20 protein-coding genes and 3 tRNA genes are annotated in these 18,718 nt (G+C 55.7%); 18 read left to right on the plus strand and 5 right to left on the minus strand.

Annotation, left to right across the window (positions count from 1 at the left end; all coding sequences use genetic code 11):
* The first annotated feature begins 14 nt into the window (after window positions 1-14).
* Window positions 15-431, plus strand: coding sequence for a lipoprotein YedD (yedD, locus tag ABOC21_RS08910; protein WP_426814295.1), 417 nt, complete (start codon window positions 15-17; stop codon window positions 429-431).
* Between the two features lie 47 nt (window positions 432-478).
* Here yedD and amyA read toward each other — a convergent pair whose 3' ends face one another.
* On the minus strand, window positions 479-1,966 hold the full coding sequence (gene amyA, locus ABOC21_RS08915; RefSeq protein ID WP_426814296.1) for an alpha-amylase: 1,488 nt from the start codon (window positions 1,964-1,966) through the stop codon (window positions 479-481).
* A 200-nt stretch (window positions 1,967-2,166) separates the two neighbouring features.
* Between amyA and tcyJ the strand changes: the two genes are divergently transcribed.
* The 5 genes from tcyJ to sdiA all read left to right on the plus strand — a co-directional run bounded on the left by tcyJ (window position 2,167) and on the right by sdiA (window position 6,755).
* Complete coding sequence (gene tcyJ / locus ABOC21_RS08920) at window positions 2,167-2,967, plus strand: cystine ABC transporter substrate-binding protein (RefSeq protein WP_426814297.1); 801 nt, start codon at window positions 2,167-2,169, stop codon at window positions 2,965-2,967.
* Between the two features lie 162 nt (window positions 2,968-3,129).
* Window positions 3,130-4,116, plus strand: a complete 987-nt coding sequence (gene dcyD / locus ABOC21_RS08925) for a D-cysteine desulfhydrase (protein ID WP_426814298.1) — start codon at window positions 3,130-3,132, stop codon at window positions 4,114-4,116.
* Between the two features lie 15 nt (window positions 4,117-4,131).
* On the plus strand, window positions 4,132-4,800 hold the full coding sequence (gene tcyL, locus ABOC21_RS08930) for a cystine ABC transporter permease (protein ID WP_426814299.1): 669 nt from the start codon (window positions 4,132-4,134) through the stop codon (window positions 4,798-4,800).
* Window positions 4,797-5,549, plus strand: a complete 753-nt coding sequence (tcyN, locus tag ABOC21_RS08935) for an L-cystine ABC transporter ATP-binding protein TcyN (protein WP_426814300.1) — start codon at window positions 4,797-4,799, stop codon at window positions 5,547-5,549. The genes tcyL and tcyN overlap by 4 nt, the downstream gene beginning before the upstream one ends.
* 483 nt (window positions 5,550-6,032) lie before the next feature.
* The gene (sdiA, locus tag ABOC21_RS08940) at window positions 6,033-6,755 is read left to right on the plus strand and encodes a transcriptional regulator SdiA (RefSeq protein WP_426814301.1); all 723 of its coding nucleotides are present in this window, start codon (window positions 6,033-6,035) and stop codon (window positions 6,753-6,755) included.
* A gap of 68 nt (window positions 6,756-6,823) precedes the next feature.
* Here sdiA and ABOC21_RS08945 read toward each other — a convergent pair whose 3' ends face one another.
* The gene (locus ABOC21_RS08945) at window positions 6,824-7,048 is read right to left on the minus strand and encodes a DUF2594 family protein (protein WP_004864152.1); all 225 of its coding nucleotides are present in this window, start codon (window positions 7,046-7,048) and stop codon (window positions 6,824-6,826) included.
* 449 nt (window positions 7,049-7,497) lie between these two features.
* On the opposite strand from ABOC21_RS08945, the gene uvrY reads away from it, so the two are divergent.
* The 9 genes from uvrY (at window position 7,498) to ABOC21_RS08990 (ending at window position 13,668) form a co-directional block, all read left to right on the plus strand.
* Entirely contained in the window at window positions 7,498-8,154 is a 657-nt protein-coding gene (gene uvrY / locus ABOC21_RS08950) for a UvrY/SirA/GacA family response regulator transcription factor (RefSeq protein ID WP_095101610.1), read from the plus strand.
* Complete coding sequence (gene uvrC / locus ABOC21_RS08955; protein ID WP_426814302.1) at window positions 8,151-9,983, plus strand: excinuclease ABC subunit UvrC; 1,833 nt, start codon at window positions 8,151-8,153, stop codon at window positions 9,981-9,983. Before uvrY ends, uvrC begins: the two co-directional genes overlap by 4 nt.
* Before the next feature lie 57 nt (window positions 9,984-10,040).
* Window positions 10,041-10,589, plus strand: a complete 549-nt coding sequence (gene pgsA / locus ABOC21_RS08960; protein WP_045859282.1) for a CDP-diacylglycerol--glycerol-3-phosphate 3-phosphatidyltransferase — start codon at window positions 10,041-10,043, stop codon at window positions 10,587-10,589.
* A gap of 151 nt (window positions 10,590-10,740) precedes the next feature.
* Window positions 10,741-10,816, plus strand: a tRNA-Gly gene (locus ABOC21_RS08965).
* A 40-nt stretch (window positions 10,817-10,856) separates the two neighbouring features.
* A tRNA-Cys gene (locus ABOC21_RS08970) sits at window positions 10,857-10,930 on the plus strand.
* Between the two features lie 13 nt (window positions 10,931-10,943).
* A tRNA-Leu gene (locus tag ABOC21_RS08975) sits at window positions 10,944-11,029 on the plus strand.
* A 204-nt stretch (window positions 11,030-11,233) separates the two neighbouring features.
* On the plus strand, window positions 11,234-12,169 hold the full coding sequence (locus ABOC21_RS08980; RefSeq protein ID WP_426814303.1) for a metallophosphoesterase: 936 nt from the start codon (window positions 11,234-11,236) through the stop codon (window positions 12,167-12,169).
* A 177-nt stretch (window positions 12,170-12,346) separates the two neighbouring features.
* Entirely contained in the window at window positions 12,347-12,913 is a 567-nt protein-coding gene (locus ABOC21_RS08985; protein ID WP_426814304.1) for a DUF805 domain-containing protein, read from the plus strand.
* A gap of 86 nt (window positions 12,914-12,999) precedes the next feature.
* Window positions 13,000-13,668, plus strand: a complete 669-nt coding sequence (locus ABOC21_RS08990; RefSeq protein ID WP_426814305.1) for a YecA family protein — start codon at window positions 13,000-13,002, stop codon at window positions 13,666-13,668.
* A 30-nt stretch (window positions 13,669-13,698) separates the two neighbouring features.
* Here ABOC21_RS08990 and tyrP read toward each other — a convergent pair whose 3' ends face one another.
* On the minus strand, window positions 13,699-14,910 hold the full coding sequence (tyrP, locus tag ABOC21_RS08995) for a tyrosine transporter TyrP (protein ID WP_426814306.1): 1,212 nt from the start codon (window positions 14,908-14,910) through the stop codon (window positions 13,699-13,701).
* Between the two features lie 193 nt (window positions 14,911-15,103).
* Here tyrP and ABOC21_RS09000 point away from each other — a divergent pair, with 193 nt between their 5' ends.
* Complete coding sequence (locus tag ABOC21_RS09000) at window positions 15,104-15,343, plus strand: YecH family metal-binding protein (RefSeq protein ID WP_426814307.1); 240 nt, start codon at window positions 15,104-15,106, stop codon at window positions 15,341-15,343.
* A gap of 36 nt (window positions 15,344-15,379) precedes the next feature.
* Here the strand turns inward: ABOC21_RS09000 and ftnA are convergent, their stop codons facing one another.
* Window positions 15,380-15,877, minus strand: a complete 498-nt coding sequence (gene ftnA / locus ABOC21_RS09005; RefSeq protein WP_426814308.1) for a non-heme ferritin — start codon at window positions 15,875-15,877, stop codon at window positions 15,380-15,382.
* Between the two features lie 433 nt (window positions 15,878-16,310).
* On the opposite strand from ftnA, the gene ABOC21_RS09010 reads away from it, so the two are divergent.
* On the plus strand, window positions 16,311-16,949 hold the full coding sequence (locus tag ABOC21_RS09010; protein ID WP_426814309.1) for an RpiB/LacA/LacB family sugar-phosphate isomerase: 639 nt from the start codon (window positions 16,311-16,313) through the stop codon (window positions 16,947-16,949).
* Window positions 16,950-16,987: 38 nt separating this feature from the next.
* On the opposite strand, the gene ABOC21_RS09015 is transcribed toward ABOC21_RS09010, so the two are convergent.
* Complete coding sequence (locus ABOC21_RS09015) at window positions 16,988-18,409, minus strand: MFS transporter (RefSeq protein WP_426814310.1); 1,422 nt, start codon at window positions 18,407-18,409, stop codon at window positions 16,988-16,990.
* A gap of 201 nt (window positions 18,410-18,610) precedes the next feature.
* Here ABOC21_RS09015 and azuC point away from each other — a divergent pair, with 201 nt between their 5' ends.
* Entirely contained in the window at window positions 18,611-18,694 is an 84-nt protein-coding gene (gene azuC, locus ABOC21_RS09020) for a stress response protein AzuC (protein ID WP_113771133.1), read from the plus strand.
* Window positions 18,695-18,718 lie beyond the last annotated feature (24 nt).

The raw sequence follows: 18,718 nt of genomic DNA on the forward strand, positions 1-18,718 counted from the left end.
GTGTGGGATGAATGATGAAAAAGATAGTAATTGCTGGTGCTCTGTTGACTCTCGCCGGATGCGTTCAGGTGGATAATTATAACGAGGTTGTCAAAGCGTCAGCGCCCGCCGGGTTAGCGGGATACTGGCAATCAAAAGGTCCGCAGAGCGAAATGATGAGCCCGGAGGCGATTGCCAGCCTGATTGTGACCAATGATGGAGATACCCTCGATTGTCGTCAGTGGCAGCGGGTCATCGCCACGCCGGGCAAATTAATGCAGCGTGATGAGCAGGTTTACAACGTCACCTCAGGTCTGGATGTCTATTCTGTCGAACGCACGGGCAATACCCTGCAGTACGATCGCATGACCCTGACTCGCGTTGACCGCCTGACTCCCGAGTGCGAGCAGGCGTGGAGTAAAGCCGCCGCGGCGGCGAAAAGCGCGCGCTAAGACACCTGCGGGCTGGCAGCGCGCCCAGCCCGCGATACTCAGCGGATTTACAACGTTTCTTCGATAACCCACACGCTGACGCTCCCGCCGCGGCAGGTAAAGATCGCGCAGCCTTCGTCGTCGGTTTCTACCTGCTCCTCCCGGTTGCCGAGAAAATCCTTCCAGCGCTTATTGCCGTAATTGGCGCCAAGGGTCAGCGATTTTTCACCGTCATCGCCGTTCGACAGCACCACGACGCATCCCGGATCGTTATCGGTACCGCTACGGCTGAAAGCGATGCAGTTCGGATGATCGAACCACAGCGTCTGCACGCCGTGGGCAAAGCGCTGACGGGCATCAATCAGCTCATGCAGCTGTTCAATCACCGGCATCTCGATAGCGTAAGTCTGACCATCTCCGCCCGTATCCTCATAGCTGGCGCCGAAGAGATCGGGATAAAAGACCGACGGCACGCCGTTTTCGCGCAGCAGAATAAGAGCATAGGCCAGCGGCTTAAACCACGGCTCAACCGGCGCCTCCAGCGCCTGCAGGGGCTGCGTGTCGTGGTTGGTCACCAGGGTGACGGCGTGGAAAGGATCGGCTTCAACCAGCGTACCGCTAAAGATCTGGCTCATATCGTAATCGCGGCCCTGGCGCGAGGCTTCGTGAAACTTCATCTGCAGAGGGGCGTCGAACAGCAGCGTTTTGCCATCCACCATCGCAATATAGTGCTGCAGCTTTTCGACTTCGTGCGACCAGTATTCCGCCACGATAAACAGCGGCTTGGTCGCCACTTCCTGGACGTGATCGATCCACTCCTTATAAAACCAGGCTGGAATATGCTTCACCGCGTCGAGGCGAAAACCGTCGCAGCCGGTCTGCTCCATCGCCCAGCGCGCCCAGTACTTGAGCTCCTCGGTAACCGCATGATTGCGGAAGTCGATATTCTCGCCCATCAGGTAGTCGAAGTTGCCCATCTCATCGTCGACCTGATCGTTCCAGCCTTCGCCGGTATAGTCGTTAACGATTTTAAAAACGCCGTCTTCGTCCGGGTTCTCAATATGATCGATACCGCTAAAGCACTTATAATCCCAGACGAACTGCGAATATTTACCGCCGCGGGCGGGGAATTCGTAGCGGGTCCAGGCCTCGCACTCCACGATCTCTTCGGCTATTTGCGTACGATCCTGCTCGTCCACGCGCTGAACGCGGATGCGCTCTTTTTTATCGGCGCCCATTTTGTGGTTGACCACCACATCGAGCAGGACGGCAATATCGTGCTGCTGTAGCGCGGCGATGGCCGCCAGCAGCTGCGCCTTATCGCCGTATTTGGTGGCAATCGAGCCCTTTTGATCGAACTCGCCAAGGTCAAAAAGGTCGTAGCTGTCATAGCCGACGGAGTAGCCGCCGGAAGCGCCTTTATAAGCGGGAGGCAGCCAAATCATATTGACGCCGATTTCGTTCAGGTTAGGCGCCAGCGCCTCAACTTCACGCCATAACTCGCCGCCGGTGGGGTAATACCAGTGAAAGCACTGCAATAACGTGGGGTTTTTCATCTTCCGTGCTCCAGACGTCATCAAGCTGACTCTTGCAGTATGAGAGATCTCCAGCAAATACGATTAATTTTGTCCGCGTTTTTCACTATGCCATAAACGGCATCATATATAATAAATTGGAATAAGATGTAGCGGATAGATGTTGGTCGATCCGGATAAACGCCTTACACTACAAAAAAATATCACTCTGTGGGGTCTCTATGAAATTAGCATTTTTCGGCCGCCAGGCGCTGCTGGGCGCAATGGCTGTGGTTCTGATGACTGGCGTTAGCGTAAAAACGTTTGCTGCGGAAAACCTGTTTAACCAAATTAAAGAGCGCGGCACGCTGCGCGTGGGTCTGGAAGGCACCTATCCTCCGTTTAGCTTTCAGGGTGATGACGGCAAGCTGGCCGGTTTTGAGGTCGACTTCGCTAACGAGCTGGCGAAGCATCTGGGCGTGAAGGCCGACCTGAAACCGACCAAATGGGATGGGATGCTGGCTTCGCTGGATTCTAAACGCATTGACGTGGTTATTAACCAGGTGACCATTTCCGATCAGCGTAAGAAAAAATATGATTTCTCCACGCCGTACACCGTCTCCGGCGTTCAGGCGCTGGTGAAAAAGGGCAATGAAGGCGTTATCAAAACGGCGGCCGACCTGAAAGGCAAGAAAGTCGGCGTGGGTCTGGGCACCAACTACGAAGAGTGGCTGCGTCAGAACGTGCAGGGCGTGGATATCCGCACCTATGATGACGACCCGACTAAATATCAGGATCTGCGCGTAGGCCGCATCGACGCCATTCTGGTCGATCGTCTGGCGGCGCTGGATCTGGTGAAGAAAACGGGCAATACCCTGGCCGTGACCGGCGAAGCGTTCTCGCGCCAGGAGTCCGGCGTGGCGCTGCGTAAAGGTAATGAAGACCTGCTGAAAGCGGTGGATGGTGCCATTGCCGACATGCAGAAAGACGGCAGCCTGAAAGCGCTGTCGGAAAAATGGTTTGGCGCTGACGTGACGAAATAACGGCCGGCGGTGAAAAAAGGCGCTCATAGTAGCGCCTTTTTTTATTTCGTCCGCGACTACGTGCATAATAAAGACAAAGGGCCTGTTTCATCAGGCTATTTTATGGGCTGGTTTGCCCGGAATAATAACGCCTGAGGGATTGGCTCTCAGTCAGGAGATATCATGTCACTGCAAAATTTAACGCGTTTCCCGCGCCTGGAGCTGATTGGCGCCCCGACGCCGCTGGAATACCTGCCGCGTCTGTCCGATCACCTCGGTCGCGAAATTTTTATCAAACGTGACGACGTAACTCCGCTTGCTATGGGCGGCAATAAGCTGCGCAAGCTGGAGTTCCTGGCGGCCGATGCGCTGCGGGAAGGCGCCGATACGCTGATCACCGCCGGCGCGATTCAATCTAACCACGTTCGCCAGACGGCGGCGGTGGCGGCTAAGCTTGGCCTGCACTGCGTGGCTCTGCTGGAAAACCCGATTGGCACCCGCGCGGAGAACTACCTGACCAACGGCAATCGCCTGCTGCTGGATCTGTTCAATACTCGGGTTGAGATGTGCGATGCGCTGACCGACCCCAATGCGCAGCTGGAAGAGCTGGCGACGCGTATCGAGGCTCAGGGCTATCGGCCGTACGTGATCCCGGTCGGCGGCTCCAACGCGCTGGGCGCGCTGGGCTACGTTGAAAGCGCGCTGGAGATTGCCCAGCAGTGCGAGGGCGCGGTAGAGCTGTCGTCCGTCGTGGTCGCATCCGGCAGCGCCGGCACCCATGCCGGCCTGGCGGTGGGCCTGGAACAGCTGATGCCGGGGAGCGAACTGATTGGCGTCACCGTGTCGCGCAAGGTGGCGGACCAGCTGCCGAAAGTCGTAGCCCTACAGCAGGCGGTCGCAAATAGCCTCGAACTGCAGGCAAAAGCCGACATTACGCTGTGGGACGACTATTTCGCGCAAGGCTACGGCACGCCGAATGACGAAGGAATGGAAGCGGTAAAACTGTTGGCGCAGCTTGAAGGTATCCTGCTGGATCCGGTCTATACCGGGAAGGCGATGGCCGGGCTGATTGACGGTATTCAGCAGAAGCGCTTTAAGGATGAAGGGCCGATCTTATTTATTCACACCGGCGGAGCGCCGGCGCTGTTTGCCTATCATCCCCATATCTAAAGCAGAATAAACAGAATGCAAGAGAGTATCCAACTGGTTTTCGATTCCGCACCTTATCTCCTCAAGGGCGCGGTATTTACGCTACAGCTGAGCATCGGCGGCATGTTCTTTGGCCTGGTGCTGGGCTTTCTTCTCGCGCTGATGCGAATGTCGCCCCTCTGGCCGGTAAAGTGGCTGGCGCGGGTCTACATCTCTATTTTCCGCGGCACGCCGCTGATCGCCCAGCTGTTTATGATTTACTACGGTCTGCCGCAGTTTGGCATCGAGCTGGATCCCATTCCGGCGGCGATGATCGGCCTGTCGCTCAACACCGCGGCGTATGCCGCCGAAACGCTGCGCGCGGCGATCGCTTCGATTGATAAAGGGCAGTGGGAAGCGGCGGCAAGCATCGGCATGACGCCGTGGCAAACCCTGCGGCGTGCGGTTCTGCCGCAGGCCGCGCGCGTGGCGCTACCGCCGCTCTCTAACAGCTTTATCAGCCTGGTGAAAGATACGTCGCTGGCGGCGACTATCCAGGTACCGGAACTGTTCCGCCAGGCGCAGCTTATTACCTCCCGTACGCTGGAAGTTTTCACCATGTATCTGGCCGCATCGCTGATTTACTGGGTGATGGCGACGGTGCTGTCGACGCTGCAAAACTATTTTGAAAATCAGCTGAACCGCCAGGAGCGTGATCCAAAATGAGTGCCATTGAAGTCAAAAACCTGGTGAAAAAGTTCCACGGACAGACGGTACTGCACGGTATTGACCTGGAGGTGGCGGAGGGCGAAGTGGTGGCGATTATCGGCCCCAGCGGCTCCGGTAAAACGACGCTGCTGCGCAGCATCAACCTGCTGGAACAGCCGGAAAGCGGCACCATTCGGGTGGGGGAGGTTACTATCGATACCGCCCGCAGCCTCAGCCAGCAGAAGGGGCTGATTCGCCGTCTGCGCCAGCACGTCGGCTTTGTCTTCCAGAACTTCAACCTGTTCCCGCACCGCACGGTGCTGGAGAACATCATCGAAGGACCGGTTATCGTGAAGGGTGAAGATAAAAATGAATCCATTATTCGGGCGCGCGAGCTGCTGGCGAAGGTTGGGCTGAGCGGAAAAGAGAATAGCTATCCGCGCCGGCTTTCCGGCGGCCAGCAGCAGCGCGTGGCGATTGCCCGCGCGCTGGCGATGCGCCCGGACGTGATCCTATTTGATGAACCCACGTCGGCTCTCGACCCTGAGCTGGTGGGCGAAGTGCTGAATACGATCCGTCAGCTGGCGCAGGAGAAGCGCACCATGGTTATCGTGACCCATGAAATGAGCTTTGCCCGCGACGTAGCCGACCGCGCTATCTTTATGGATCAGGGACGTATCGTCGAGCAGGGTGAGGCTAAGGCGCTATTTGCCAATCCGCAGCAGCCGCGCACGCGCCAGTTCCTCGAAAAATTCCTGATGCAGTAACGGCCTGCGGCTGCCGAGCCCGACAAAGGGCGGGGACGACCAGATAACCGGCGTTCCCGCCAGCCGCAGCAAATGTCGCTCACCCGGCCTGCGGAATGAAAATCCTCCCCCACGCGCAGGACGATAGCGCCATTCTGAAAGAGCGGAACTATTAAACGCTGCTTATCGATTGATTTTTTTATATTCAGCCGCGTACCGACCAAGCGGAACGATACGCCACTCCTTATCGCTGAAGGTAAAACCGCAGGGGTAAGAGGAGGCAATATCTGCCGCAGGATGCGCGCTAAGCACCTTCCACCATTGAAAATATATCCTCGGCTGAGATAAATGAGACAACATTCTCTTCTTCCGCCGCCGCTGAATAGCGCCAGTAACGATCTAATATGTGCGGTGTACACGATATTTTATACATAGAAATAAGATTTATGTGTTAGTTTTTGTATTTGTAATAATGATAATTAATCAGGAGTTATTTAGTCGGTTATGAGGGACAATGATTTTTTCAGCTGGCGGCGGGAAATGCTGCAACAATTTCAGTCAATTTCGGCGGGAGAGGAGGTTTATAATCTCCTGCAGCAGCAGGCGGAAGGGCTGGAATATGACTATTTTGCTCTCTGCGTGCGTCATCCCGTGCCCTTTACGCGCCCTAAGGTGACGCTGCAGACGACCTATCCGCAGGCGTGGATGGCGCACTATCAAGCCGAGAACTATTTTGCCATCGATCCGGTGCTGCGGCCGGAAAATTTTCTTCAAGGTCACCTGCCGTGGAATGACGGGCTGTTTCGCGATGCCCAGCAGTTATGGGACGGCGCGCGCGATCACGGGCTGGTAAAAGGGATCACGCAGTGCCTCACCTTACCCAACCATGCGCAGGGGTTTCTCTCGATCTCTGGGCAGCATCGTAGCGCAGGACCATATCCGGCAGACGAGCTGGAAATGCGCCTGAGAACGCTGGTTGAGCTGAGTTTATTAACGCTGTTACGCCTGCAGGACGCGATGGTGATGCCGCCGGAAATGAAGTTCAGCCGGCGTGAGCTGGAGATTTTGAAATGGACTGCGGAAGGGAAAACCTCGGCGGAGGTCGCGATAATTCTCTCTATCTCAGAAAATACCGTCAATTTTCATCAGAAAAATATGCAACGAAAATTCAACGCGCCGAATAAAACGCAAATAGCCTGCTATGCGGTTGCCACCGGCTTAATTTGAGCTAGCCCATCGTTCTGCGTGCCAGGCGTGAAACCGGCTGTCAGTTTATACTTTCAGCCGGTTTATTGTTACTGACGGTAAGCCTGTTTAATTTGCTTAACGGTGCTGGAGAATACGGCAGCCTGAGCCTCATCTTCCATCTGCGTGATTTGCTTTTCCATCTTAATAATCACCCGACCCGCATCGGCCTGGCCCATTGCCTGGAGCATCAGCGTCAGCAGCGTTTTCAGGCAGGTCACTTCCTGCGCCAGCTCTTGATTATTTTCTGCAGTGGAAAAATCTGGTGTGCTCATCGATATCCTCGTTTGCTATCGGCGCTTTTGCGCAATACTAAATCTCAAAGCGGCGCAGTATACCACAAGCGAGAGAAAAAAAAGGAGCGCGTAATTTACGTTCTCTGATCGGAGCTGTGAAGGGGTTAATTGGCTGAACATGGCGCCCGCAAATTGTTAATTTTTAGTGTGATTTTTAACGTTAATTATTGTTACATATTTTCTTTCGTATTTATCAACGATGTATTATGTTGTGCTTATTGCGTTTTCTGTATGCCGAATGTTAAAAACAGGACCTTATACAACTCTCTGTTATGTATGGGTTTCCACCAGGTGTGCAAACAACTTGCCATTAATGGCGGATAAATCCTCTGAAGAACACTTTTGGCTTTTAAAATTATGCCAAAACCCGGTAATATGGGTTCGATAAACTATCAGCTGTGTTATCCCTAATTCTGGAGATTATTCCTTTGATCAACGTCCTTCTTGTTGATGACCACGAACTGGTGCGCGCAGGGATACGACGCATTCTGGAAGATATAAAAGGGATTAACGTCGTTGGCGAATCTTGCTGCGGCGAGGATGCCGTTAAATGGTGTCGGGCGAATCCCGTTGACGTTGTCCTGATGGACATGAATATGCCGGGAATCGGCGGTCTTGAGGCGACGCGTAAAATTGCGCGTTCTATCGTCGATACCAAAGTCATTATGCTCACCGTTCATACCGAAAATCCGCTGCCGGCGAAGGTTATGCAGGCAGGGGCCGCGGGCTACCTGAGTAAAGGCGCCGCGCCGCAGGAGGTGGTCAATGCGATTCGCTGCGTGGCGTCCGGGCAGCGCTATATAGCCTCGGATATCGCCCAGCAGATGGCGCTCAGCCAGATCGAGCCGGAAAAAACGGAATCGCCGTTTGCCAGTTTGTCGGAACGAGAATTGCAGATTATGCTGATGATCACTAAGGGTCAGAAGGTCAACGAGATCTCAGAGCAGCTGAATCTGAGCCCCAAGACGGTGAACAGCTACCGCTATCGGATGTTCAGTAAATTAAACATTCACGGCGACGTTGAGCTGACTCACCTGGCAATCCGCCATGGCCTGTGTAATGCGGAGTCGTTAGCAAGTCTGTGAGTGATGTTTTTGATGCCAAAGCTTTCCTGAAGACAGTGACCAGCCAGCCGGGCGTCTATCGGATGTACGATGCCGGCGGTACCGTTATCTACGTGGGTAAAGCAAAAGATCTGAAAAAGCGGCTAAGCAGCTATTTTCGCAGCAATCTGGCTTCGCGTAAAACCGAAGCCCTGGTGGCTCTGATCGCGCAAATAGACGTAACGGTAACCCATACCGAAACGGAAGCTCTGCTGCTTGAACATAACTATATCAAGCTGTATCAGCCGCGCTATAACGTGCTGCTGCGCGATGACAAATCTTACCCCTTTATTTTCCTCAGCGCCGATACCCATCCGCGGCTGGCGACCCACCGCGGCGCAAAGCATGCGAAGGGCGAATATTTCGGTCCTTTCCCGAACGGCTATGCGGTGCGCGAAACGCTGGCGCTGCTGCAAAAAATCTTTCCCGTTCGCCAGTGCGAAAATAGCGTCTACCGCAACCGCTCGCGTCCATGCCTGCAGTACCAGATTGGCCGCTGCCTTGGCCCCTGCGTGGCCGGTCTGGTTAGCGAGGAAGAGTATGCGCAGCAGGTTGAATACGTGCGGCTGTTTCTGGCCGGCAAGGACGATCAGGTCCTGACGCAGCTTATTGCCCGCATGGAGAAGGCCAGCCAGGCGCTGGAGTTTGAAGAGGCGGCGCGCATTCGCGATCAGATCCAGGCCGTACGCCGGGTGACCGAGAAACAGTTTGTCTCAAATAGTGGCGACGATCTGGACGTTATCGGCGTCGCCTTTGATTCGGGCATGGCCTGCGTCCACGTGCTGTTTATTCGTCAGGGGAAAGTGCTGGGCAGCCGCAGCTATTTTCCTAAGGTTCCCGGCGGCACCGAGCTCGGGGAAGTGGTGGAGACCTTCGTCGGTCAGTTCTACCTGCAGGGTAGCCAGATGCGTACCTTGCCCGGGGAGATTCTGCTCGACTTTAACCTTGGCGATAAAACCCTGCTCGCGGATTCGCTCTCCGAACTGGCGGGGCGGCGGGTGAATGTTCAGACGAAACCCCGCGGCGACCGCGCGCGCTACCTTAAGCTGGCGCGTACCAATGCCGCGACGGCGCTGACGACCAAACTCTCTCAGCAGTCAACCATCCATCAGCGCCTGCAGGCGCTGGCCGCGCTGCTCAAGCTGCCGGCGGTGAAGCGCATGGAGTGTTTTGATATCAGCCACACGATGGGCGAACAGACCGTCGCCTCGTGCGTGGTGTTTGACAGCAACGGGCCGCTGCGCGCCGAGTATCGGCGCTATAATATCTCCGGGATTACGCCGGGGGATGACTATGCGGCGATGAACCAGGTTCTGCGCCGGCGCTACGGTAAAGCTATCGAAGAGAACAAGATCCCGGACGTTATCCTGATCGATGGCGGTAAAGGGCAGCTCGGGCAGGCGAAAAGCGTATTTGCCGAGCTGGATGTGACATGGGATAAACATCATCCTCTACTATTAGGGGTAGCAAAAGGCAGCGATCGTAAGGCGGGCCTGGAAACGCTATTCTTTGAACCTGAGGGCGAAGGGTTTAGCCTGCCGCCGGACTCTCCCGCGCTGCACGTCATTCAGCATATCCGCGATGAGTCGCACGATCACGCCATCGCCGGGCATCGTAAAAAACGGGCAAAAGTGAAAAGTACCAGCACGCTGGAGACTATCGAAGGGGTAGGGCCAAAGCGTCGGCAGATGCTGCTGAAATATATGGGCGGTCTGCAGGGGCTCCAGAAGGCCAGCGTCGAAGAGATAGCTCAAGTACCGGGTATATCTCACGGTCTGGCAGAAAAGATCTTCTACTCGTTGAAACATTAGGGGCTCTGTAGCAACATAGGGCTAATTTTTACTTCTAACAGATAGTTACCTGTCACTATGCAATTTAACATCCCTACATTGCTTACTCTGTTTCGCGTCATCCTGATACCGTTTTTTGTGCTGGCGTTTTACCTTCCCGTGGTATGGGCGCCGTTCGCCTGCGCGCTGATCTTTTTTGTTGCCGCGGTAACCGACTGGTTTGATGGCTATCTGGCGCGCCGCTGGAATCAGAGCACCCGTTTTGGCGCATTTCTCGACCCGGTAGCGGATAAGGTCATGGTGGCCATTGCGATGGTGCTGGTCGCCGAGCATTACCACACCTGGTGGGTCACCCTGCCGGCGGCGACGATGATCGCCCGTGAAATCATTATTTCTGCCCTGCGCGAATGGATGGCCGAGTTGGGTAAACGCAGCAGCGTGGCGGTTTCCTGGATCGGTAAAGTTAAAACGACGGCGCAGATGACGGCGCTGGTGTGGATGCTGTGGCGGCCAAATGAGTGGGTTGAAGGGGCAGGGATCGCGCTGTTCCTCGTTGCGGCGGTGCTGACTCTGTGGTCAATGCTGCAATATTTGAACGCGGCGCGCGGCGATTTGCTTGATCAGTGATCGTTTCGGCGTAATTTTCAGCAAACGACGCAAGGTTTTAAAAAATATCGTTGACTCATTGCGCCAGGTAAGTAGAATGCAACGCATCGAACGGCAGCACAGTTCGCCAGACGATAACAAAATCAAATGATTAGCAGATTACCTTGCTAATGCGGGAATAGCTCAGTTGGTAGAGCACGACCTTGCCAAGGTCGGGGTCGCGAGTTCGAGTCTCGTTTCCCGCTCCAGTTTAAAAACATCGGCAGTGGCGGGTGTTACAGCATTAAGGGCGCGTTAGCAAAGCGGTTATGTAGCGGATTGCAAATCCGTCTAGTCCGGTTCGACTCCGGAACGCGCCTCCAATTTACATCCCGAGCCCGGATGGTGGAATCGGTAGACACAAGGGATTTAAAATCCCTCGGCCATAGGCTGTACGAGTTCAAGTCTCGTTCCGGGTACCATTGGGATTATAGAATAAAATCAATGATAAGCAGTGTCGTGAAACCACCTACGGGTGGTTTTTTTGTGCCTGAAATCCGCCATTTAGACTGTCGCTTCAGCATATTCTCCTGCCTTGCGGCATATTCCCTTGCAGAGCAGGGCATCACCCGCCAAGCCTGCTACTATCCGTAAGGTCGCACCCGCTAAAATCACAAGGAGTACTGATGCCCGTTTCAGGCCAGACTAAGAGCCGCAAAATTTTTATTGGTGATATTCATGGCCAACACGGCAAGCTTTGCGCCCTGCTGGATCATCTGCGGGCCCGGGAGGGGCTGGATCGCAGCCTGCAGGTTTTTGTCGGCGACCTTATTGATAATCAGCCGGGGAGCCACATCGACCATGCGTCGGTGCTGGAACGGGTGAGGGGAGAGGTTGCCGCCGGCCGCGCCATTTGCCTGATGGGCAACCATGAATTTAACGCCGTTGGCTGGCTGATGCGCCATCCGGAAACGGATCGGCCCCTGCGCCCGCATACGCCGAATAACCGCCGCCAGCATCAGGCCTTCCTCGACGACGTCACGGAAGATAGCGCGCAGCACCTGCTGTGGGTCGAGTGGTTTAAAACCCTGCCGCTGTTCGTCGATTTTGGCGATATTCGCGCGGTGCACGCCTGCTGGGACCAGAACGCTATTGCCCGGCTTCGCCCGTGGCTTGATGAAGAGAACCGGCTGAAACCGGAGAACTGGGTGCACGCCTTTGATAAACGGCACGTCCTGTTCCACCTGCTGGAGACGATACTCAAGGGGCCAGAACTGGCGCTGCCTGAGGGCTACAGCTTTCTGGATAAAACCGGGGTCGAGCGGCGCCATATTCGTATCCGCTGGTGGCTTAACGAAGCAACAACCTATCGCCAGATTGCTCAGGTCCAGCCCGAAATGGTTGGCCGGATCCCGGATATTGCGCTGGAGAAAAGCGCCTGCGCTGTGCCCGAGGTTGCCGTTGTCGTCGGGCACTATACCCTATCCGCCGAACCGCAGGCGCTGAGCGAGCGGGTGGTGTGCGTTGACTATAATGCGGCAAAAGCGAACCATCCCCTGCGCGCGTGGATCTATGACGACGGCCAGACGACGGTGGCGAACGGACGCTTCGTCAGCGTTTGAGGCCGATTTTCCGCATTATCGTCATGGCGCCCGGCGGTCAAGCCCTCAGTTTTCTCCGGCACATTTCTGGCAAACTGCGCTAAAATAGCGCTCCGGCGCGCGCCTGCGGGCCGGATAAACTGCCTTTGGGACCATATGCCGTTACTGCAATAATAATTATTTTTAATGAGGGATTTTATGGCTACGTTGCTTGAAAGCTACGGTAACTGTTTTCGGAAATATGCCACCTTCCGCGGCCGCTCGGCGCGCCAGGAGTACGCGGTATTTACCGTTGCTAACTTTGTGCTGTCGGCGATTCTGGGGCTGATCCCGGTTATCGGCGGGCTGTTTAGCCTGATTATCATTATTCCGGGGATCGCGGTGGCGGTGCGACGCCTCCACGATCTGAATCGCTCCGGCTGGTGGCTGCTGGCGCCTTTCCTGATCCTGATCATCGGCCTGATTGGCGTTGCCGGCACCGTTGAAGAAGGCGGGGCGGCGGCATGGGTATGGCTGATGGTGGCCGGCGGCGTCATCTCGCTGCTGATGTCAATCTGGCTGCTGTTCGCCCGAGGTACCGCCGGGGTTAACCGTTTTGGCGACGTTCAGCAGGATAATAACGCCGCCGGCGCGCAGAGCACCTCCGTCTCTTCCGCCGACGACGTCAGAGAGCGCCTGGCTCAGGCCACAAAAATGCGCGATGACGGTACGATCAGCGAAAGCGAATATGAAACGATGCGCTCGAGCATTATTAAGGATATTTAACCCGCGCAGAATGCCCGCGCCGGGTGGTTTTCTCCCGGCATTTCCGCTACTGTATGCGCCATTTTTCTATGACGACGAGCCTGTTTATGAAAACCGGACCCCTGAACGAAAGCGAACTTGAATGGCTGGACGATATCCTGTCGAAATACGCCACCGACGGCGCCATCCTTGATGTCTCCGAGCTTGATGGCCTGCTGACGGCGATCCTCTCCGGGCCAGCCGAGATTGAACCCGCCCGGTGGCTGCTGGCTATCTGGGGCGGCGCCGACAGCGTGCCGCGCTGGGCCAACGATCGCGAGCGCGACCGCTTCGTTAACCTTACTCTGCAGCATATGAGCGATGTCGCCGAGCGCCTGGAGGAGTATCCGGAGCAGTTCGAGCCGCTGTTTGGTACGCGCGAAGAGGAAGGCCAGGAGCTGACTATCGTAGGCGAGTGGTGCTTTGGCTATATGCGTGGCGTCGGCCTGGGCCGCTGGGCGTCTTTACCGGCGGAACTGCAGGCCGAGCTGGATATCATCGCTTTGCACGGGACGGAAGCGCAGTTCCCGGCGGTTGAAGCGCTCTCTGTCGATGATTTCCTCGCCAGCGTGGAGCGTATTAAACCGGCGGCGCTGGCGCTTTATCAATACTGGACGGAGCATGCGCAGCCGGCGGAAGTGCAGCAGCCGATCCGAAATGATGCCAAAGTTGGCCGTAACGATCCCTGTCCGTGCGGCAGCGGTAAGAAATATAAGCAGTGCTGCTTAGCAAAATAAAATAAGGGGCCGACAGGGCCCCTTACTCTTTTATCCGACGGCGGGTAAAACGCCGATTGCGATACAAAACTGAATCAGCACGATAGCGATCCCGGCCAGCAGGACCAGCCACAGCGCCGGCGCTCCGCCGATAACGCGCCACGCCGCCTGCGGATGCTGCTGGCGGCTCTTCATCACCAGCAGCGCAGGCAGCATCAGCGCCAGTACGGCCAGGGCAACGCCGGCGTAGCCCAGCGCCATCACGAAACCCCGCGGATAGAACAGGGAGAAGGCCAGCGGCGGCACAAAGGTGATGACGCCGCTTTGTACCCGCCCGCCCGGCGTATTTTTACGCTGGAACAGGTCGGCCAGATAATCGAACAAGCCCAGCGCGACGCCGAGGAACGACGTGGCCAGCGCCAGGTCGGCAAACAGATGAACCGCCAGTTCGACGTGCGGTGAGGCAACGACCTCTCTGATAGCCTCGAGCAGGCCGTTCAGGCCGGCATGCTGTCCGAGAAGAGCGGCAAAGGTTGGTGAGCTAATGCTGCCCAGCGTCGCCAGCTGCCAGAAAATATAGGCCACCAGCGGGATAAAGCTGCCGATGATAAATACCCGCCGCAGTTTACGAATATCGCCGTTAAGGTAGCTGACGATGCTCGGTACGCTGCCGTGAAAACCGAAAGAGGTAAAAATAACCGGGATCGCCGACAGCGCCAGTCCCTGCTGAAGCGGCAGAGTCAGCAGGTTTATCTGATGGATATGCGGTAGCAGCAGGGCCAGCATAATAGCGAGAAAAATAATCTTGGCGCTGAATAAAAAGCGGTTGCACAGATCGACCAGCGAGGTCCCGAGGCAAACCACCGCCCCGCCAATGCCGGTAAACAGCAGCACCCCGCCTGCCGGCGGAAGATTCCACTGCAGCCACTGGTTCAGGCTGGAGGCCAACAGCTCGCCTGCGCCGCTGATATAGGCGGCCGTCAGGGCGTACATCAGAAACAGCATGCAAAATCCGGTGGCCCACTGCCCGTAGCGCCCGAGGTAGCGGGCGGCGAGAGAGCCGAGCCCCATATCGGCCGGCACGTGCTGATAGACCTCCAGCAGCAGCAGCGCGGTATAGCACATCAACGCCCACAGGGCGATCAGCAGCCCGAGCGTGACGCCGAAACCGACGCCAGCGGATGCCAGAGGCATTGCCAGCATCCCTGCGCCAATAGTGGTCCCTGCCACGATTAAAATACTACCAAGAGTGCGATTCTTCACGTTTCTCTCTATCCATGAAGGAATTAACAATAAAATATGTCGCGCAGAGTATGTGAAATCGGCAGGTTCGTCAAATGAGGGTTACAGTGCTTGTCAGTAAAAGTTTACACGCCGGGAACCCGCGCTAATGCTGCGCTGGCGCAAGGCCTGAAGCTGTAAGGTGGTTTATCGTGGGCGTTTTACAGGAGGAGTTATGCAATCTATTCACGGTCATGAAGTTCTGCAGATGATGATCGCTTCAGGTGAACCCTACAGCGTTGCCAGCCTTGAAGCGGCGATAGTCGCCCGCTTTGGCGAGAAGGCCCGTTTTCATACCTGTTCGGCGGAAAATCTCACCGCCGGAGAGCTGGTGATATTTTTACAAAAGAAGGGAAAGTTTATTGCCGCAGATGCCGGATTTAGTACCAGCGAAAGTAAAATCTGTCAGCATTAATTGGGCGACAATGCCGAAGCATTGTCGCCGCTATAATTATTTCTGCGTATCGAGCGTTGCCAGCTCTTTATCAATAAAGTACAGACCTTCGCCGCTTTTACCGGCGAGGGTAAGTTTATCAATAACGGATTTAAACAGTTTCTCTTCTTCGTGCTGCTCGGCAACATACCACTGCAGGAAATTAAAGGTCGGATAATCCTGAGCGGACATGGCGGCGTGGGCCAGAGCGTTAATTTGCTGGGTGATCAGCTGCTCGTGTTCGTAGGTGACGCGGAACAGTTCATCCAGCGATGCGTACTCGGCAAACGGAGAGGAAATGGCGTTGATGCAGGGCAGGCTGCCGGTGTCGGTCAGGTAGTCAAACAGGCGCTGCATATGGGTCATCTCTTCCTGAGCGTGACGACGAAGAAACGCCGCCGCCCCTTCAAAGCTATGATAGCTGCACCAGGCGCTCATTTGCTGATAAAGCAAAGAGGAATAGAGTTCAAGGTTCATCTGCTCATTGAGCTTATCGATCATTTCTGTTTTCAGCATAGCGCGTGCTCCAAAATATAGGCATAAAGATTATTGTGCGCTCACTATAAGTTGTTATTTATTTATTTGCAAAAAGTAAATTAAAAAAACATTTATTAAAAATGAAAATGGGAATAAAACGCATTGGCAATTTAATAATTAATGAGAATGGTTTTAATTTATATTTAATAAATAACGCTAAGCGATCGCGGCGGATAAATGTGAGAAACCGCATAACCGACGACCGGGGGCCTGGCGCGGAGCTTGCCGATTGCGGAGCGGCAGGGAGGCGGATGTGGGAAGGGCGAGGGGCGAGGGCAAAAGTGTGAAGCACTACGTGATTTATAAAACAACTTTTCATAAAATTTGAAAGTGCGTTTGTTAAGTAGTAATGTCATAGCAACGTTAACGACCTATCGCTGAAGCACCCGCAAAGCATTCAGGAGAGTAAAGCATGAAAATTGCACTGATGATGGAAAACAGCCAGGCAAACAAAAATGCCATCATCCTCAACGAGCTCAACGCCGTTGCCGACGAGAAGGGCTTCCCGGTGTACAACGTGGGGATGAGCGATGAGCACGATCATCATCTGACCTATATTCACCTGGGCATCATGGCCAGCATTCTGCTGAATTCGCAGGCGGTGGACTTCGTGGTCACTGGCTGCGGCACCGGCCAGGGCGCGCTGATGTCCTTGAACATCCATCCGGGCGTGGTATGCGGCTACTGTATCGACCCGGCCGACGCCTTCCTGTTTGCCCAGATCAACAACGGCAACGCGCTCTCTCTGCCGTTTGCGAAAGGGTTCGGCTGGGGCGCAGAGCTGAACGTACGCTTTATTTTCGAAAAAGCGTTCACCGGCCGCAACGGGGAAGGCTATCCGCCGGAGCGTAAAGAGCCGCAGGTACGTAATGCCGGTATTCTGAATACGGTGAAAGCGGCGGTGGTGAAAGAGAATTACCTCGACACGCTGCGCGCTATCGATCCGGAGCTGGTTAAAACCGCCGTTTCCGGTCCGCGCTTCCAGCAGTGCTTCTTCGAGAATTGCCAGGATAAAGAGATCGAAGCGTTCGTGCGCCAGATCGTCGGTTAATCACCAGCAGGGCCAGCCGCGGCTGGCCCTGATTGCGCTTATGCTTTTTTGTTCGACACGCTGCTTCCGGCATCCGCGGCCAGCTTCAGGCTATCCACCATTCCCACCAGACAAATCAGCGCAATAAACGCGAACGACAGGCGAAAGCTAATGCCGGGCAGGCTCGACAGGCTCAGCCATTCGCTCAGCTTTTCCCCGATACGAATGCCTATCGCGCCGAGGGTTATCCCTAAGCCAACCGCCAGCTGCGAGGCGGTGCTGAACAAGGTGTTGGCGTAGCTCATTTGCGCCGGCGGGACATCGGCAAAGGCCAGAGTGCTGATGCCGGTGAACTGAATCGAACGGAAAACGCCGCCAAGATACAGGATCGTCAGGATTAACCACACCGGCGTTTGCGGGGTTAAAAACGCGCAGGCCAGCAGCGACAGAACGTTAAGCGCGCCGTTAATCAACAGCAGGCGGCGAAAGCCGAGCCAGCGGATAAGCGGCGTGGTCGCGGGCTTAATCGTGAAGTTGCCGACGAACACGGCGAGCACCAGCAGCCCCGAGTGGAAGGGATCCATGCCGAATCCAACCTGGAACAGCAGCGGCAGCAGGAAGGGCACGGCGCTGATGGAGGCGCGAAATAGCGAGCCGCCGTACATGGTGACCCGGAACGTGGGGACCCGCAGCGCGTCGAGGCGCACCATCGGCCAGGCGGCGCGGCGGAAGTGGCGCAGCGAGAACAGCATGCAGCCGATCCCAAGCCCCAGCAGCGCCAGGGGCTTCCAGCCCTCGGGCCGATTGTCGCCGAGGATCTCCATGGCGCTGACCAGGCTGACCATCGCCACCGAGGTGGCCAGGAAGCCGGGAAGGTCGAACGGCCGCCGCTCCTCCTCGCGGATATCGGGAATAATGCGCAGCGACAGAGCCATCGCCGCGAGGCCCAGCGGGACGTTAATAAAGAAAATCCAGTGCCAGCTGGCGTAGCTGGTAATAAAGCCGCCCAGCGGCGGGCCAATAATCGGCGCCACCAGCGCGGGCCAGGTCAGCGTCGCAATGGCCTTAATTAGCTGGTGCTTCGGGGTGGTACGCAGCACCGCCAGCCGGCCGACCGGGACCATCAGCGCGCCGCCCATCCCCTGCAGGATGCGCATGGCGACAAAGGTATCGACGCTGGTTGAAAGGCCGCAGAACACCGAGGCAAGGGTAAAAATCGCCAGCGCGAGAGTGAAGACCCTGCGCGCGCCGAAACGATCGGCTATCCAGCCGCTGGCCGGGATCAAAACCGCCAGCGTAATCAGGTAGGCGCTGATCCCGATATTGAGATCCACCGCCGCCACGCCAAAATCTTTCGCCATATCCGGTAGCGCGGTGGCGATCACCGTACCGTCGAGAAACTCCATGAAAAAGGCCCCGGCAACCAGCAGCGCTGGCGCCGAGAACGCCCGGTCTTCCCGGGCGGAGATGTTTGTGGTCATTGTGTTGTCGCCATAGCCCGCTGAGATCGTGAGCAGGAGAGGGGGGAAGGCTCCGGCTCCGCTCGCTTTTTTGTTAAATTTAAAATGCAGTCTGCAATTTTATTTGTGATTTGGCGCACATTTAAATTGATTTTTGTGATGCTGGTCATATTATATACGTACAAAAATTAACACCTGCATAACAAAAAACGGAGTGACGCCATGAAGCTGCGCAAGATCCTGAAAAGCATTTTTGACACCTACTGCAAGACCTTCAAAGATGTGCCGCCGGCCGGCATGTTCTGATAAAAAACCTGCTGCGGCAGGTTT

The sequence above is a fragment of the Klebsiella sp. WOUb02 genome, assembly GCF_050058015.1.
Taxonomy (GTDB): domain Bacteria; phylum Pseudomonadota; class Gammaproteobacteria; order Enterobacterales; family Enterobacteriaceae; genus Klebsiella.